At 39.3% G+C, this 17,301-nt stretch carries 13 protein-coding genes and 1 pseudogene; 5 read left to right on the forward strand and 9 right to left on the reverse strand.

Annotated elements, in window-relative coordinates:
* The first annotated feature begins 13 nt into the window (after nt 1–13).
* Nucleotides 14–1,294 (forward strand): OprD family outer membrane porin, encoded by a 1,281-nt coding sequence (locus tag RMB13_RS13755; protein ID WP_311085506.1) that lies wholly within the window; start codon nt 14–16, stop codon nt 1,292–1,294.
* Nucleotides 1,295–1,546: 252 nt separating this feature from the next.
* The gene (locus RMB13_RS13760; RefSeq protein WP_311085507.1) at nt 1,547–3,745 is read left to right on the forward strand and encodes an OsmC domain/YcaO domain-containing protein; all 2,199 of its coding nucleotides are present in this window, start codon (nt 1,547–1,549) and stop codon (nt 3,743–3,745) included.
* Nucleotides 3,746–3,810: 65 nt separating this feature from the next.
* Here the strand turns inward: RMB13_RS13760 and RMB13_RS13765 are convergent, their stop codons facing one another.
* The 4 genes from RMB13_RS13765 to RMB13_RS13780 all read right to left on the reverse strand — a co-directional run bounded on the left by RMB13_RS13765 (nt 3,811) and on the right by RMB13_RS13780 (nt 8,865).
* Nucleotides 3,811–5,481 carry a GMC family oxidoreductase gene (locus RMB13_RS13765; RefSeq protein ID WP_311085508.1) on the reverse strand — a complete coding sequence of 557 codons (1,671 nt, stop codon included), beginning with the start codon at nt 5,479–5,481 and terminating at the stop codon, nt 3,811–3,813.
* Between the two features lie 28 nt (nt 5,482–5,509).
* A complete protein-coding gene (locus RMB13_RS13770; protein WP_005041987.1) occupies nt 5,510–6,403 on the reverse strand; it encodes an alpha/beta hydrolase in 894 nt (297 codons plus the stop codon).
* A gap of 75 nt (nt 6,404–6,478) precedes the next feature.
* Nucleotides 6,479–7,333, reverse strand: a complete 855-nt coding sequence (locus RMB13_RS13775) for an SDR family oxidoreductase (RefSeq protein ID WP_080026564.1) — start codon at nt 7,331–7,333, stop codon at nt 6,479–6,481.
* 44 nt (nt 7,334–7,377) lie between these two features.
* Nucleotides 7,378–8,865, reverse strand: a complete 1,488-nt coding sequence (locus tag RMB13_RS13780; protein WP_311085509.1) for an NAD(P)/FAD-dependent oxidoreductase — start codon at nt 8,863–8,865, stop codon at nt 7,378–7,380.
* Nucleotides 8,866–9,001: 136 nt separating this feature from the next.
* On the opposite strand from RMB13_RS13780, the gene RMB13_RS13785 reads away from it, so the two are divergent.
* Entirely contained in the window at nt 9,002–10,024 is a 1,023-nt protein-coding gene (locus tag RMB13_RS13785) for an AraC family transcriptional regulator (protein WP_311085510.1), read from the forward strand.
* 1 nt (nt 10,025) lies between these two features.
* Here the strand turns inward: RMB13_RS13785 and RMB13_RS13790 are convergent, their stop codons facing one another.
* The 4 genes from RMB13_RS13790 to RMB13_RS13805 form a co-directional block, all read right to left on the reverse strand.
* The gene (locus tag RMB13_RS13790) at nt 10,026–10,901 is read right to left on the reverse strand and encodes a class I SAM-dependent methyltransferase (protein ID WP_311085511.1); all 876 of its coding nucleotides are present in this window, start codon (nt 10,899–10,901) and stop codon (nt 10,026–10,028) included.
* Nucleotides 10,902–11,014: 113 nt separating this feature from the next.
* Nucleotides 11,015–12,538, reverse strand: a complete 1,524-nt coding sequence (locus tag RMB13_RS13795) for an NAD(P)/FAD-dependent oxidoreductase (RefSeq protein ID WP_311085512.1) — start codon at nt 12,536–12,538, stop codon at nt 11,015–11,017.
* 22 nt (nt 12,539–12,560) lie between these two features.
* The gene (locus RMB13_RS13800) at nt 12,561–13,394 is read right to left on the reverse strand and encodes an SDR family NAD(P)-dependent oxidoreductase (protein WP_080026570.1); all 834 of its coding nucleotides are present in this window, start codon (nt 13,392–13,394) and stop codon (nt 12,561–12,563) included.
* 65 nt (nt 13,395–13,459) lie between these two features.
* Entirely contained in the window at nt 13,460–14,419 is a 960-nt protein-coding gene (locus RMB13_RS13805) for a metal-dependent hydrolase (protein WP_005041970.1), read from the reverse strand.
* 523 nt (nt 14,420–14,942) lie between these two features.
* Between RMB13_RS13805 and RMB13_RS13810 the strand changes: the two genes are divergently transcribed.
* Complete coding sequence (locus RMB13_RS13810) at nt 14,943–15,563, forward strand: TetR/AcrR family transcriptional regulator (protein ID WP_004641989.1); 621 nt, start codon at nt 14,943–14,945, stop codon at nt 15,561–15,563.
* Nucleotides 15,564–15,640: 77 nt separating this feature from the next.
* Here the strand turns inward: RMB13_RS13810 and RMB13_RS13815 are convergent.
* A pseudogene (locus RMB13_RS13815) lies at nt 15,641–16,364 on the reverse strand (pirin family protein).
* Between the two features lie 571 nt (nt 16,365–16,935).
* Between RMB13_RS13815 and RMB13_RS13820 the strand changes: the two are divergent.
* Complete coding sequence (locus RMB13_RS13820; RefSeq protein WP_004641992.1) at nt 16,936–17,163, forward strand: hypothetical protein; 228 nt, start codon at nt 16,936–16,938, stop codon at nt 17,161–17,163.
* The last annotated feature ends 138 nt before the right edge of the window (nt 17,164–17,301 follow it).

Raw genomic sequence — 17,301 nt, forward strand, 5'->3', positions numbered from 1 at the left:
GTTGAGATAAAAAATGAAAAAGACACCATTGTGGGTGGGGGTATGCTTGTGCCCATTATTTAGTCAAGTTGTGCATGCCGAGTTTATTTCAGACAGTAAAGCTGAGCTGACACTTCGTAATTTTTACTTTGACCGAGACTATAAAAAAGACCCATATCCCTATACCGCAGCCAGAGATTGGGCGCAGGGTCTAATTTTTAAAGGGCAGTCTGGTTATACCGAAGGAACAGTTGGATTCGGTGTTGATGTGCTGGCAATGGCGGGTTTTAACCTGATGGGAAGTCGCGCTGATGACTATGCACGTAGTGGCTTATTACCCGTCAATACTGATAACTCGCGTGACGATTATTATGGAAAAATTGGTATTACAGGGAAGGCTAAATTTAGAAAAAATGAGCTTTTTGTAGGGGATTTAGTTCCACAATTACCGACCATATTTTCATCGCCAGCGCGTTTGTTCCCCCAGACTTATCGCGGTATTCGCTTTGTTTCAAATGAAATTCCAAATCTTCAACTTGAAGGATTTTATGTTGACGAAGTGCGTCAACGCGATTCAATTCGCTTTACAGACGTTGGAACGGACAATATCAACCGTCGTTTTGACAAGGCGGCAACCACTGATTCTTTTTACACGCTGGGAGGAAGTTATCAGTTAAAGGATTACCGTTTACGTGCCTACCATGCTGAACTCAAAGACATTTACCAGCAACAATTTTTGGGTTTTAACGGAAAACAGCCTTTAAATGACCAGCTTAATTTTTTAAGTGACGTGCGTTTTTTTAATAGTGAAGAAACTGGAAGCAAAAAAATAGGAGAGGTCGATAACCGCCATATGAGTGGTTTATTTGGTTTGAACTATCAAAATCATACTGTTTCTTTGGGCTATATGCAGTCATTTGGTTCAACTGGTCTGCCATTTTTGTCAGGAACAGAAAGTCCAGTCGTGCTTGATTTTATGAGTTCGGACTACTCAAATAAAGACGAAAAAGTCTATTCGATTCGTTATGAATATGACTTTAAAAATGCACGATTAGGGGATGTTTCATTAAATGGACTGCGCTTTATGACCCGCTATGCAAAAGGTGAAAATATTGATTTGCTGCAATATGGCGATCAGCGTTTTAAAGAAGAGTCGATGGAATTTGATTTAGGCTATAAAATCCCTGAAGGGAAATTAAAAGGCCTAGGCATGCGAGCTCGTTTTTCTCACTATCGCAACGATATGCCAAGCAATATGACATTTCACTCGGCAAATGAAACACGGTTGAATGTTGATTACACCTTTAAATTTTAATGCTCAATATTTAAGTAAATTAAAGACAAGTTAAAACATTGTGAGCATCAATGTTTTAACTTTAGTTATCAACTTCACAAAATCACTCTATAATACCGCCAATCTTATTAAAGCCAATTGAGTCGTTCATTAAACACATGGCTTTAATCTCTCATTTTTTTAAGTCAATTTCTTCGCTGTGATTCGGCTTATATTTCAATATTTAGAATTTTATGTGTCTGTGCTGACACATAAAAATATTTAGGTGCCAGCATGGAAATCAAGGTTAATTATCTCGACAATCTTCGACAGGAAGCTAAGTTCGATGACTTTACGGTAATTGCCGATCAACCAATTCGCTACAAGGGTGACGGTTCGGCACCGGGCCCATTTGACTATTTTTTAGCATCTTCCGCATTATGTGCAGCGTACTTTGTAAAAGTGTATTGTGCAGCCCGAGATATCCCAACTGATAATATTCGTTTATCGCAAAATAATATTGTTGATCCTGAAAACCGCTACAAGCAAACGTTTAAAATTCAGATTGAATTACCAGCTGATATTTCAGAGAAAGATCGCCAAGGGATTTTACGTTCAATCGACCGTTGTACTGTTAAAAAAGTCATTCAAACTGGTCCTGAGTTTATTATTGAAGAAGTTGAAAGCATTGATGCAGATGCGCAAGCATTGTTATTGCCAAGCTTAACTTCAGAAAGCCATACCTATATTCAGGGTAAAGACCTGCCATTAGAAGAAACCATTGCCAATATGTCTGCCATTTTGGCAAATTTGGGTATGAAGATTGAAATCGCGTCTTGGCGTAATATTGTCCCGAATGTATGGTCTTTACATATCCGCGATGCACAGTCTCCGATGTGTTTTACCAATGGTAAAGGTGCAACTAAAGAAAGTGCTTTGGCATCTGCATTAGGCGAGTTTATTGAGCGTTTAAACTGTAACTTCTTCTATAACGACCAGTTCTGGGGTGAAGAGATTGCCAATGCTGAATTTGTGCATTATCCAGATGAAAAATGGTTTAAACCGGGTCCAAATGGTGAATTACCTAAAGAAATCTTAGATGAATACTGTCTTGAGATTTATAACCCAGATGATGAATTACTCGGTACGCATTTATATGACACCAATTCAGGCAATGTAGAGCGTGGCATTTGTTCGCTGCCTTTCGTGCGCCAGTCTGACGATGAAGTTGTCTATTTCCCATCAAATTTAATTGAAAACTTGTACTTAAGTAATGGTATGAGTGCAGGTAACACTTTGGCGGAAGCCCAAGTTCAATGCTTGTCAGAAATTTTTGAACGTGCTGTTAAACGTGAAATTTTAGAAGGTGAAATTGCACTTCCGGATGTTCCTGAAGAAGTATTAGCAAAATACCCAAGTATCGTTGCTGGTATTAAAGGCTTAGAAGAGCAAGGCTTCCCTGTATTAGTTAAAGATGCATCATTAGGTGGTCAGTTCCCTGTAATGTGTGTGACTTTAATGAACCCGCGTACGGGTGGTGTTTTTGCATCGTTTGGTGCACATCCAAGTTTTGAAGTTGCGTTAGAGCGTAGTTTGACTGAGCTGCTTCAAGGTCGTAGTTTTGAAGGCTTAAATGATTTACCACAACCGACTTTCCAAAGTAATGCGGTGACTGAACCGAATAACTTTGTTGAGCATTTTATTGACTCAAGCGGTTTGGTATCTTGGCGTTTCTTTAGTTCTAAATCTGACTATGACTTTGTTGAGTGGGATTTTTCTGGAGAAGGCGAAGAGTCGAATGCAGACGAAGCTGCAACATTGTTCGGTATTCTCGAAGAGATAGGCAAAGAAGTTTATATGGCAGTCTATGAGCACTTAGGTGCGACTGCTTGCCGTATTTTAGTACCGGATTATTCAGAAATTTATCTCGTTGAAGATTTGATTTGGGACAATACCAATAAGGCACTTTCATTCCGCGAAGATATTTTAAATCTGCATCGTTTGGATGATGAACAACTTGAAGCATTGGTTGAACGCTTAGAAGAGTGTGAGTTAGACGATTACACCGAAATCACCACACTCATTGGCATTGAATTTGATGATAATACAGTTTGGGGACAGCTCACGATTTTAGAGTTGAAATTGTTGATTTACGTTGCTTTGCAGCAATTTGAAGAGGCAAAAGAGTTAGTCGAAACTTACCTGCAATATAACACTAACACCGTTGAGCGTGGTTTGTTCTATCAGTGCATGAACGTGGTGCTTGAAGTCATGTTAGATGATGAGCTAGAGCTTGAAGACTACCTGATTAACTTCCGTCGTATGTTTGGTGACACACGAATGGAGGCAGTATTAGGTTCTGTCGATGGTAGCGTTCGTTTCTATGGTTTAACACCAACAAGCATGAAACTAGAAGGACTTGATCGCCATTTACGTCTGATCGAGAGCTATAAAAAATTGCATGCAGCTCGTGCTAAAGCTGTGGCGATGTAATCTAAAAAGCGAAAGAAAAAAAGCCTATTTTTAAATAGGCTTTTTTTATAAAACAAATTTCTATTTTAAGCAGAAGCTTTCGTGATCTCTATAATTTCTACTTCTGGTGTATCATCCTGATGTTCGTCCAAAGTGTGTTTAGCCGGAATATAAGACATTGCACGCTCTGCTAGAGCTGTAATGGTTAGACTTGGGTTAACGCCCAAATTGGCACCTAACATTGAACCATCTACAACATATAAGTTTTTATAGTTAAAAACGTGATTTTTTCCATCGACTACACCTTGTTCTGGGCTTGAAGCAATGGCACAGCCACCCATACAGTGTGCGGTAAAAGGTACATTAAACAAAATCTCGGTAATGGTCGTGATGGGATGTCCATTAAACATTTTGGCAACTTTTTCGGTAAAGACATTGGCCTGTGGAATGTAAACCGGTAGCTTTTTACCTTCACTTGATAAAACCTTGCCAAAAGGCCAAAACCAGTTGCGTTTCAGGCGCATGTTAATTGAAGCATCGGCAGTTTGCATCACGAGAAAAATGAGAGTTTGTCGTGCAAAACCAACTGGATTACTCATGCGAAGAAAGATAAATGGATGGGAAATTAATACCCATAACCAATAAAAAATACGTGTCCAACCCGGTTTGCCTTTTGCCATGTAGGTACACATAAGACCCATGGCATCAGAACCACTTTGGTAACGAGTTGCTTCAATATGAGTGTCATGGTCGATGTAAATACTTGAACCAATGGCAACGCCTTTACTCATATCGACATCTTTATCAAAGAAACGAACCCCTAAAATTGACTCAGCATTAGTACGAACTCGATTACCCAAGTCATCGGAAATATTTGGCAGAGAACCAGATTGCTTTAAGCGGAACAACATCTCTTGCGTACCCAAAGAAGATGCCGAGAAAATTACGTTGCGTACTCGCCATGTACGACGCTGTTTATTAAACCATGAGGTTGAACATTCAGTGGTTACTTCATAGCCATCACTGCCATCTGCTTTACCATTGAGTGGTTTAACATCAACAACTTTGGTTTCTTCATAAACCTTGGCACCATTTTTTTCGGCAAAGTACAAATAGTTTTTATCTAAAGTATTTTTTGCGTTGTGTTTACAACCTGTCATACAACCGCCACATGCGGTACACGTCGCACGGTCTGGACCTTCACCGTTAAAATATGGGTCGGGGTAGGTTTTGCCGCCTTGTTCACCTTCGGGTGGAAAAAAGGTTGCAACACGAGTCGGTTTAAACGTATGTCCAACCCCAACTGCATCGCCCATTTTTTTAAGCATGTGGTCGGCAGGACCGAAAATTTTATTATCTGTCACCCCAAGCATACGTTCGGCTTCAGCATAGTGCTGTGGCATTTCATTTTTCCAGTCCGCAGCATCTGCCCATGTGCCTTCGTCCCAAATATGTTCAGGTGGAACGAGTAGGGTGTTGGCATAGGTAATTGAGCCTCCACCTACTGCATTCCCGCAAATAATGGTGACATGGCGGAAAAAGCGCATATTGAAATAGCCGAAAAGCTTCATGCCCGGACGCCAAATCCAGCGGCGGGAATTCCAGTTATTTTTCGCAAAATCCTCGGCTTTCCAACGACGCCCCATTTCCATTACGGCCACAGAATAGCCTTTTTCAGTTAGACGGCAAGCAGAAACACTACCACCAAAGCCTGAACCAATAATGAGGTAATCATAGTCATAATTGTTTGTTGCCATGCCGAGGGCTCCTGTCTAGTGATATTTTTTATATTGACTGTGTATGTTTATCAATGAATTGCCCAATGCGCTCAATCGAGTCATTAGATTCTTTTAGTATACCTGCGTGGAACTGAAAAACATGTCCGACTTGGTCATAAATCCTAAAGTTCGTCGGAATGCCGTATTTTTGAGCTTGTTCAGCAAGGCGTTTTGCATCATCTAATAAAACTTCTTCGGTACCGACATGAATCAAAATAGGCGGTAGTCCTGTTAAGTCAGCATAGAGTGGGGAACAGATTGGATCGATTACTAATTTTTGCGCGCAATAGTTTTTTGCACACCACGCTAACCAGTCTTCAGACAGCATTGCATCTTGAGCTGCGTGGGTTTTCATCGTGCTTCCAGAGAGACTTAAATCAACCCACGGCGAAAGTAAAACCAATGCTGCTGGTAGCGGTAACTTTGCATCTCGAATAGCAATTGCGGTGCTTAAACTGAGTCCGCCACCCGCAGAATCTCCGACAAACACGAGTTTTTTCGGGTCTTGTCCTTGGGCAAGTAGAGCTTGATAGACTGCAACTACATCTTTAATAGCCGCGGGGCTTGAGTGCTCAGGAGCGAGGCGATATTCAGGTAACCAGACTTGAGCTTGAGCTGCATGTCCGATTTGAGCGGCAAGCTTGGTATGACTTTTTGAACTACCAACCACATAGCCACCGCCATGTAAATACAAGATACCCAGCCCTGACTTAGTCGTTTTGGGCTGAATATGAACTGTTGGCACTTGAGCAATTGTTTGCTTTTTTGTTTTATAACCACGTGGCCCAAGCACAATAGCACTGGCTGCATCGCTACAAAAACGTTGTAGTTTTAGTGGTGTTTTGGGGGATAAAGCTGGACGTAGCGTGGTACGGATGGTCCATGCAAGAAGCTGCTTCATAATAAGAACTCATACTAGAGCTTGTCATTTATCGATCAGCATCTCTTAAAATTAAGAGTATGCTGACCACTATTTTTATTTTGCTGATTTGTTGAGTAGGCGAGTTTGCAACGCGGTTGCTGTTGCAAAAATCTTTTGGTAACCCTGTGGAAGAATACGCTGAATTACATCAACGACTTTTGCATCGGCCCCAATCAATAAACGGCGGCGGTTTTTACGAACAGCCTCTAAAATTTGTTGAGCAGCTTCGTCAGCAGGGGTGCGCAGTAATTTATCGAAAGCATCCTGACTTTTAACAGGGTCCATTCCTAAAGACTGGACGCTATTATTCATACGGGCAGCTTTGGCAATATTGGTGCGAATACCTCCCGGATGAACACACGTCGCGCTAACCCCAGCATTTTGCATATCAAGTTCTTGACGCAGCGATTCAGTAAAGCCACGAACAGCAAATTTACTGGCGTTATAGGCACTTTGGGTTGGTTGAGCTGTTAAACCAAACATGCTGGAAATATTAATAATATGTCCATCACCACTTTGCTTTAAAAATGGTAAGAATTCTTTGGTGCCATAAACCACACCCCAAAAATTAATACCAATAAGCCATTCAAGATCTTCGTAGCTCACACCTTCAGCCGTGCTCCCAATTGCTACACCAGCATTATTAAAAATCAAATTAACTTGGCCATGCTCATTTACAACAGCTTTTGCCCAATCTGCAATTTCAGTACGCTTAGCCACATCAACTTTTTGAGTGGTCACTTTAACTGGGTAGGCTGATAACTGCTCGACAGTTTTGGCTAAGCCAGCTTCACTGATATCGGAAAGTGCCAGATGGCAGCCTTGTTTCGCGAGTGCAATTGCAATTGCTTGTCCAATACCAGAACCCGCACCTGTAACAGCCGCGACTTTGTTCTTAAATGTTTTCATAAAATTCTCCGTTTATTTTTCTCATTTCCTATGGTGAAACTTGTTTAAGAAATAGCCGAAACCTGAGTGTAGTTTTCAATATCAAAGCGGCGAGTGCGTTGACGATACTCAAGGGTAAAACCTGGCCAGTTGTTGGTATTCTTGCCATCAGCAGTTTGATACCAACTGGTACAACCTTGTGCCCATACGGTTTTCTTCATTTTTTCTTGAATGTTTTGGTTGAACTCGTGTTGAACTTCCGCACGAACATTAGTGAATAACAACTTATTTTTTATCAGTGTTTGAATGGCATCTAAAATATAATTCACCTGACTTTCAATCATATAGACAATTGAATTGTGTCCAAGATTGGTATTTGGACCATAAAGCATAAAGAAGTTTGGAAAGCCGCTCACAGTTAAACCGAGATAAGCTTCTGCACCATCTTTCCATGTGTCTTTTAAGGTGCGTCCGTCCAATCCGGTAATCTGCATTGGCGCCATAAATTCCGTTGCGGCAAAGCCCGTACCATAAATAATGGTATCGACTTCGCGCAGATTTCCGTCCGTGTCTAAAATGCCATTTTCAGTGATTTCTTGAATGCCAGTATTAATCACATCGACATGAGGTTGGGTCAGTGTTTCATACCAGTGGTTAGAGATTAAAATACGTTTACAACCAATTGGATAATCCGGCATTAAACGGTGACGCAATTTGGAGTCTTTAACCACTTTACGAATATGGCGCTGGAATAGATATTCCACCAAAGGCATTTCATTTAAAGAAGTTGTAAAGGCAAGCAGACGAATTTCGTGATGTCCATATTGCAAGGCACGATCTAGACTTTGCAAAATCGGTAATTTGCGGAATGCTTTTTTCTCTAAAGGTTGATAAATCCGATCTGGCTTTGGAATGACGTAAGGTGCCGAACGTTGATAAACATCAAGATGAGCAACCTGTTTAGCAATTTCGGGAACAAACTGAATGGCACTTGCACCTGTACCAATTACAGCAACACGTTTGCCATTTAAATCGTAGTCATGATCCCAACGCGCGGAGTGAAAAGCCTTACCTTTAAAGTTTTCAATGCCTCTGAGTTTCGGATAGGCTGGGCGATTGAGCTGGCCCACAGCACCTATTAAAAATTCAGCTTCAAAATGCTCACCGGTTGTACTTTGAATGTGCCATACACCTTGCAGAGCATCAAATTCGGCACTAGCTATTTCAGTATTAAGTTGAACATGGGGGCGAATGTCATATTTATCGGCGCAATGGCGTAAATATTGATAAATCTCTTGAGATGTGCCGTAACGGTTTTTCCAACCCAGCTCTTGCTCAAAAGAAAAAGAATAAAGATGTGACGGTACATCGCAAGCAGCACCCGGATAAGTATTATCGCGCCAGACACCACCGACATCAGCGGCTTTTTCATATAGTGTAAATTGTTCAAAACCGGCTTGTTTGAGACGAATCGCAAGACCCAAACCACCAAAACCAGTGCCTATAATGGCGATGCGTACATTTTTATTTGAATTAGCTGACGAATTAAACATAGGCTGCTCTAAAATCCTTAAAAACAGTGGGCGAAAGAATCGCAATTTCCTGTATGCAGAATAGTCGTTTATTTGCTTGATTTAGAGGATGGATGAGGACAAAATATTGTGATTCGAGGACATTCTGAGCAATACAGTGAAGTATGCATGGGCTTTTGAACGCAGTGTACATAGTGTTCGGTTAATGGCTGATTTTGCGGTGGAATCAGGCATTTCTTATCAGACCATTTTAGAAGAGACTGGAATCAGTCAACAGCAATTGCTTGACCCTAATATGGTGGTGACAGGTCAGCAAGAATTGCAGGTTATTCATAACTTGGTTGAGCAGCTTGGAGATAGACCGACATTAGGCTTAGATGTAGGTACACGCTATCACTTCACAACATTTGGGCCTTTAGGTATGGCCCTCATGAGTAGTGCCAGCATTCGTGAAGCACTTGATTTAGCTTTAACCTATTTTTCACTTACTTTTGCTTTTACCCGATTTCTAGTTTCAGATACAGATGAAGGTATTCGGATTGAGATTGAAGATGAGGGCATACCACCTTCAGTTCGCCAGTTTATTCTTGAACGGGACGCCGCGGCGCTCATTACGGTGCAACGGGACTTGGTACAAGATAATTTTTGTCAATATATGGCTTTCACTTTCCAGCCTAAAGCTGAGGTACAACCCTATATCGATTTGTTTGGAATTCTGCCGGAGTTTGGGGCGGCTAAGAACTTTGTTTTACTCGATCCACATAAAGTAGATCAAAAACTACAAATGGCCAATGACCTGATTTTGCATACGGCTGAAGAACAATGTAGGCAAATTCTAGATAGGCGCCAAACACAAAAGAAATTTATTAATTTAGTGCAGCAGCAGTTAATGAGGGTACGAGGGGAAATGCCATCTATGGACATGGTTGCCGATCGTTTGCACTTAAATACACGTACCTTACGCCGTCATCTGTCTCAAGAAGGTATGACCTTTATTCAAATTCGTGAAGAAGTCAGACAGGTTTTAGCAGAACAATATCTGACTTTACCGAAAGCCTCTATTGAGCAAATTGCCGAATGGTTGGGATATGCCGAACCTGCCAGTTTTATTCATGCATATAAAAGATGGCACGGTAAGACACCGCATGCAGTGCGGTTAAGTGGTAAATCATCAACCTGACTTATTTATTCAAGCGCAAATGCAATAAGCGTGTTGCTGAAGTATGGCGAATCTCATCTACTCGTGCACTAAAATAACGTTCAGTAATAGCTTCACCTGACAAATCTTCAACAACTTCAAACCCCATTTGTTCAACTGCGCGATGTAAATCAGTAGGTTTAAATTGACCTAATAATGGTTCTTTGAGCAAATGCGTAAACTGGGCAACACCCATACTCCCAAGTCGTTCGATACCAGTTAATTCCTGAAAATCGGTCGAATAGTCGAGTACCACCTCACTAGCGTTTGCTGCAAATTCAGCAATACTTTTTAAGGTCTGCAAGGTTGTTTGAGGGTTTAAATAGTGAGTTGTTCCAAGCCACGAGAAAAATGCAGGAGCGGATCGTTCATAGAGACTTCTGGCTAAGGCTTCCGAAATAGACTCTTTTTCAAAATTAATTGCGACAAACTCAACTGTGGCAGGAATTTCGCCTAGTTTTTTTAGCTTGGCTTGTTTTGCAGCTTGAGTATCGGGATGGTCCACTTCAAAGATTTTTAAAGTTGGGTAATGGTGAGACTCACGTAGTACAAATGAATCTAGACCTGCACCTACTAATACATATTGTTGAGTGTTTTGTTGAACTGCCTGATCAAGTAAATCTTCGGCATAACGAGAGCGTCCGACCACTTGCCCAGTGAGTAAACCTAAAGTGCGGTTTAAAACCGCAGAATTCATTAATTTAACAAGAAGTGGGCTTGATAGAAGTTTTTTCCAGCTTCTACTGGTCAACTCAAAAGCATAAGGGTCTGAAAATACAGGGCTGACCGTATTTTTAAAGTGATTTGCACGTAATGCAGCGGCGGCTTCGGCGGTACGACTTGATTGACCTTCTTTCATCTTTATCCTGTTTTTTTATTTCTTGAAGATATTCAACGAAGAAGGCAGTGTATTTCATGAAAACCTAAAATACACTGCCTATTTCTTACAACGGATTTGATCAAAATTACAAATTAATGAGTCTTTGTCGTTTGATATGTCACTTCATAATCTTTCAAATCGACGTTTTTCAAACGTTGTTTTAGCTTTTTCAATGACCATGGCCATGCAGCGAAGTTACGGCCGTTGGCATCAAGGTAGTAGCTCTTACAACCACCACTATTAAATACAGTTGTTTTTAAGTGCTTTTGCACCAGATCATTATGCTTTTTAATAACTTCGGACTTAACGTTGAGCTTGCTAATACCCTTGTTCTTAATTTTCAATAAGCCATCTACAATATAGTCTAGCTGCGCTTCAGCTAAGCCAATAAAAGAGTCATAAACCAAGACATTCGGTCCTAAAATTAAAAATGCATTCGGCACATTTTCAATGTTGGTACCTAAATAAGCCTCAGGTGAACTATCTTTCCATAAATCTTGTAAACATTGACCTTTTTCATTATGAACACGTTTACCAATTGGCGGATGAGATACCTCAAAACCAGTGCCCCAAATAATTACGTCAACTTCATGGCGTTCACCGTTGGCAGCAACAACAGTATTGCCTTCAACTTTCACTAAACCATGAGGAATAAGGTTGGTATTTGGTGCTTGTAATGCAGGATAGTAATTGTTAGCAAACAAAATACGTTTACAACCAATATCAAAGTTTGGCGTTACATTTTTACGTAGCACAGGGTCATTAATCTGCAATTTAAGTAATTGCTTACCCAGTACATTGACGGGTTTAAGCGCAAGAGGGTTACGTAAACCAAAGTTAATTGCATTGAGGGTTAGCGCTACACTTTTACGCCAGCTTGCTTGAATAGATGGATATTTAGCAATCACTGATTTACTAAATTCGCCCAAGTCTGTGTCTGGTTTTGGTAGTACCCAAGGTGCTGTACGTTGGAACACAAAAAGCTCTTTCGCTTTTGGTTGAATTTGGGGCACAAACTGAATAGCTGATGCGCCAGTACCAATCACAGCAATGCGTTTACCTGTCAAATCATAATCATGGTTCCATTTAGCTGAATGGAACATCTCACCTTTAAACGTATCTAAACCTTCAAGACGTGGAATTTGTGCTTCAGTAATTGGACCTGTAGCGAAAATAACAGTTTTAGATAAATACTGACCAGTAGTGGTATCAAGTACCCACACATGGCGTGAGTCATCCCATGCGGCGTTCAGCAATTCGTTGTTAAATTCGATTTTAGATGCGACATTAAACTTATTACTCACATCTTCCAGATAACTTAAAATTTCTGGTTGTCGAGCAAATAAATGGCTCCACTTTGCACTTGGTGCAAACGAGTAAGAATAAAGCGCAGATGGCACATCACAGCCACAGCCCGGATAGGTGTTTTCACGCCATGTTCCACCCACACGGCTAGCTTTTTCAATAATTTTATAATTGGTATAGCCAACTTGATCTAGGCGAATGGCAGTAGCTATACCTGAAATGCCGGCACCTACAATAAAGGTGTCGAAAATGTGATTGGATGAATTGACAGCTTTTTTTGCCGATGCATTTGTTTTCATTTGAGCAGTCATATGCGTACTACCTATAAATTTCTTATTTAAATAATTTGTAAGACGTGCCAAGGAACTTGGTATACAAGCTTGGTGATGCACGTTTCATGAGCCAGAATAACTTCGCATCGATTTGAGGAATGGTGTAAAGCTCATTCTGATCAAGGCGGTTCAGTGTTAATTTGGCTACACTATCACTTGTGGTGAGGGCATAATTCATGAGTGCATGGTCTGCAAGCTTTGAATACCGTCCTGGAATCCGACCATTTTTGATGATATTGGTTGGAACCAAAGTAGGGCAGAGCACATTAACTTTAATATTGAACTTATGCAGTTCGGCAGAAAGCGTTTCTGAAAGCGCGCGTACACCCGCTTTAGTCACGTTATAGGCGGTCATTTCTGGTGCAGCCGTATACGATGCAGCGGAAGCAACGTTAATAATCGCACCATAACCTAACTTTTTAAATTTTGGGACGAAAGCATGACAACCGTGAATAACACCCCAAAGGTTGATATTCATGACCCAGTTCCAGTCTTCGAGCGTCATTTCATCGAATTTTCCGCCTAAACCTACACCTGCATTATTAATGACAAGGGTGACAGGGTGCCCAAGTAAGATCTCAGCAGTTTCTGCTAGATCTGTAACCTGTTCTGAGTTACCGACATCGCAACGTATAGCGAAAGCTTTCGCGCCTTGTTGTTCAAGAATTTTTACGGTTTCTTCAGCAGCTTCGAGATTAATGTCTGCACAAACCACGCTGCCACCACGTTTTGCCAGTTCAATTGCAAAACTTCGCCCAATCCCACTGCCTGCACCTGTCACCACGGCATAAGCTTTTTGGCTTGGTTTAACTTTCTTTTTGCCAAATAAAATCATGATTCATCCATAAATAACTTGAAGATATACCAGCTATCTGTTTGATAGCTGGAAATGCAGGACGATTAAGACATGCGTACTGGTGGGGTAAATTCTTTAACAAAGTAAGGCGCAATTGCACCACCTTCATTCAGCAATTTCTTTTTGTAGTACTCAAGATATTCAGTCGTATCATGGTCATTTGGGTGAAAATCTGGACGTAAATAGTCAAGAATTTGACCAATTGTACTTCCGAAAACGCCATCTTTCGGGCCAAAGATTAAACCTACACCACGACGGGCATCTTTCCAGAATTTTAAGGTGAACATCTCTTGCGGTTTTCTTAAAACAGGGACAAATAAGGTCGTCGCAGGAATAAGCCCTAAAATGGTAATTAGAGCAAGGACGAAACCAGACGCTCGTAATGGGTAGCTGCCATTTAAGATTTGGTAGACATCATAGGCAATATCTTTATGTTCAGATTCTTCAAGCATATGCCACATCCACAAAGCACGGCTCTTCGCATCATCTGAATAATAAAAGTTTTTTTCATGCTTCATCATGTATTCAGCAAGTACTGCGGTAAAATGCTCAATACCCGCCATCATCGATAATTTGAGTGGCTGCGGAAACTTTAAAAATACATATTTAAAGAAGTTCGAGCCAAGAAAACGGTATAGGGCAACAGGATATTCAGCATCTTGAAGTGCATCGTTATATTCATTGTGCAATTTTGAGTGAATTGCTTCTTGACCAATGAGCGAAGTCACTCGCTGTTTTAAGATAGGGTCTTTAATAAACTCACGGTGATGGCGAGCGGTTTCGATCACCAGATCTTCACCATAAGTTAAAAAAACTGAAAGTGTGGCAAAAAACAAGGTGGCAAATTGATTGTCCATATAGAATCTGACATCAATTTCCTTACCATCAAAACCAATATTTAAATGACGGATTGGAATAGTGTTTTTACTGGCAAAATCCGGTAACTCACTTTCACGTTGAAATTTAAGTTTGTTAAATGATTTTTTTACTGTGGTCGAGATCATAGCGACACCTTGAGACAAATCAGTAGTAGTGCATTTTGATGAAAATCAATAAACTTAATGTTCAACAAAGCACTGTAAATTCCATTTTCAAAGCAGAGTGTTCTCTGGATTGACTACGGTGTTGTTGCTCCGTTATTTGTTTGATTATTTGGCTGAATAACGGAAAGAAGAGTTGAGACACATAGAATTTCTCAGTGACTCTTCTTTAATTTTTTCATATTAATCTGACTTTATGTTCGGATTCAATTCGGGTAAATTTTTAAATATATAAAAGTAATTTATCAATTTCTTGCATAAGAAAAAATTTCATAAAATTTGTACATATTATTGAAAAATAATAAATAATTTATTTTTATTAAAGTCGTTAAAGTAAATATAATAATGTTTAGATATCCTTAATTACATCTATTTTGAAGGATTTTTTTGATCAAGTTTGACAACTATTCGGATTTTGTTTTTTTATTTCTACCGAGTCTGATTACATGCTAATCTGACTTTATGTTCGGATTATTGATTAGATCGTATGACCACGCGTAAACCTCGTCAAACTCGAGCCAAAGTTACTGTCGATACTATTATTGAAGCGGGTTTTATTGCAGTGGCGCTTCATGGACCAAGTGGCACCACCACACGTCATATTGCAGAAATTGCAGGGGTGAGTGTCGGATCTTTATATGAATATTTTAAAAATAAAGAAGAAATTTACGATGCGATGAATCACTATTTTGTTCGAGAAATTCTGGACATGATTACGGAACTTACCCCAACTATTTTACAGCTGGAGTTAGAACCTGTTATTGAAATGATTTTTTATACTTTTAGTGATTTATTAAAGAAAAATAACGACCGCTATTTGACTGTTTTACGTTATGCAGGCGAGTTACAGTACGATAAATACATTCCCAAAATTGAGCAGGCTTTAGTGGAAGTCATCATGAAATATATGATGCACAATCCTAAATATTTAAAAATTAATAATTTGGCTGTAATTACCTATATTTGTATTAATAGTGGGATTTTTAATGTGGCGCGGCATCTTATTTTGCCAAACCCTTATATCAGTTTTGATGAAATGGTGCAGGGGTTAACCACTATGATCATGAGTTATATCAATGCAGAGATGTCGCGCTCTGAAGAGCATTGATCACAGTTAGACTTTTTCAATTTGTATAAACACTAAAAAAGCCCTCACATAAAATTTTATGTGAGGGCTTAGCTTCATTATGGCATGGTTGGAACTTCTTCCGGACGCATATCAAAAATCAGAATTTCAGCATGATCCCCATTGGTAAACGATAAGTTTCCACCATCACGGATACGTGCTGCATCACCTGTGTTAAAGGTTTTACCATTTACATCAACGCGACCTTTGGCAACATGTAGGTACACATATCGACCATCAGGAATCGTAAATTCGGCAGTTTCTTCACCATCAAAAAGACCTGAGTAAATATTAATGTCTTGTTTGATGGATAAAGTTTTTTCACCGCCTTTTGGTGAAATAATCAAATGCAATTTACCGCGTTTGTCTTCTTCATCAATATGAATTTGTTGATAACCTGGATCTGTATTTACTTCATTTGGAACGACCCAAATTTGTAAAAAATGTACGCCTTCTTGCGCAGAATGGTTAAATTCACTATGAGCCACTCCACGACCTGCACTCATTAACTGAATGTCGCCAGGTACAATTACAGAACCTGTACCCATCGAGTCTTTGTGCTCTAATGCACCTTCAAGTACATAGGAAATAATTTCCATATTACGGTGAGGGTGAGTACCAAAGCCTTTAGACGGAGCAACATTATCATCATTAATTACAAGTAGATCTGAAAAACCGACTTGTTTTGGGTCCCAATAGTTAGCAAATGAAAAGCTATGTTTTTGATTGTAACCAGCCGTGATGTGCTGCACCACGTTCATGAGATAAACGCATATCAAACATGATCTACTCTCCTAATTTAATTTTTTCTCTGAGTGCAGTTTATCGTAGCGATTATTGTAATAAATCTCTAAAAATGGAAAGCTTGGTACGATTTATAGAACGATGAAATAGAAAGCTATTTCTTAAATAAGAAAAGGACTCTTTTAGTTAAAATTGGAATTTTACTTTTAAAGCTAAGGATAAAATAGGAAAATGTCTGGGTTACTAAACAATTTTAAATATAACAATTGAAAGAAAAATCGATCTTTTTATCTTATTCAGTACATAGAAAATTTAGAGATCTTTCATGCAATATACACATTTGTCTACACTGCATATTTAAATGAACTTAATAATGGAAATGAATAAAAAGCTAATATTAAAAATAATTAAACATGAACTGTTTTAAAATAAAGTTACTTTTCAATGGAAATGTTTTGTATTTATCAATCATTGTAGTATTAAATTTAAAATCACTTTTATTTTCAAATATTTGAGTAAATATGTGTTATTGTAAATAAATGTGAAAACATTCACAAAGCTATTTTTTTTTGTTAAGATCATTAACATTAAAAACATAGAGATAATAATAATGATCAATAAAGTATTAATCGTGTTGTGTGTGAGTATCGTCTTTGTATTAGGGTATTGGGCTTATTTAGATACCCAAAATAAAAGACATCAGGAATTGATGCGAATCATTCAAGAAGCAGAACAAAATTTACAAAGTATCGAACGCAATCCTAATCATGCTCATCACAGCAATTTGGCTTCTTATAATTTGCAAGGCTATATAAGCGAGAAAAAAATTATTTTCTAATAATATTGGGCTTTAAATTTCTGATTTTTTGCATCGTCATTGGTCATATCTTTTCATAAATTTTGATCATGTTTCGGTTGAATCTGTTAAACTTATTGAACGTATAGTAAAAAAGCTGCATAGGGGTTATGCAGCTTT

This window comes from Acinetobacter sp. V102_4 (assembly GCF_031799005.1).
Classification (GTDB): domain Bacteria; phylum Pseudomonadota; class Gammaproteobacteria; order Pseudomonadales; family Moraxellaceae; genus Acinetobacter; species Acinetobacter calcoaceticus.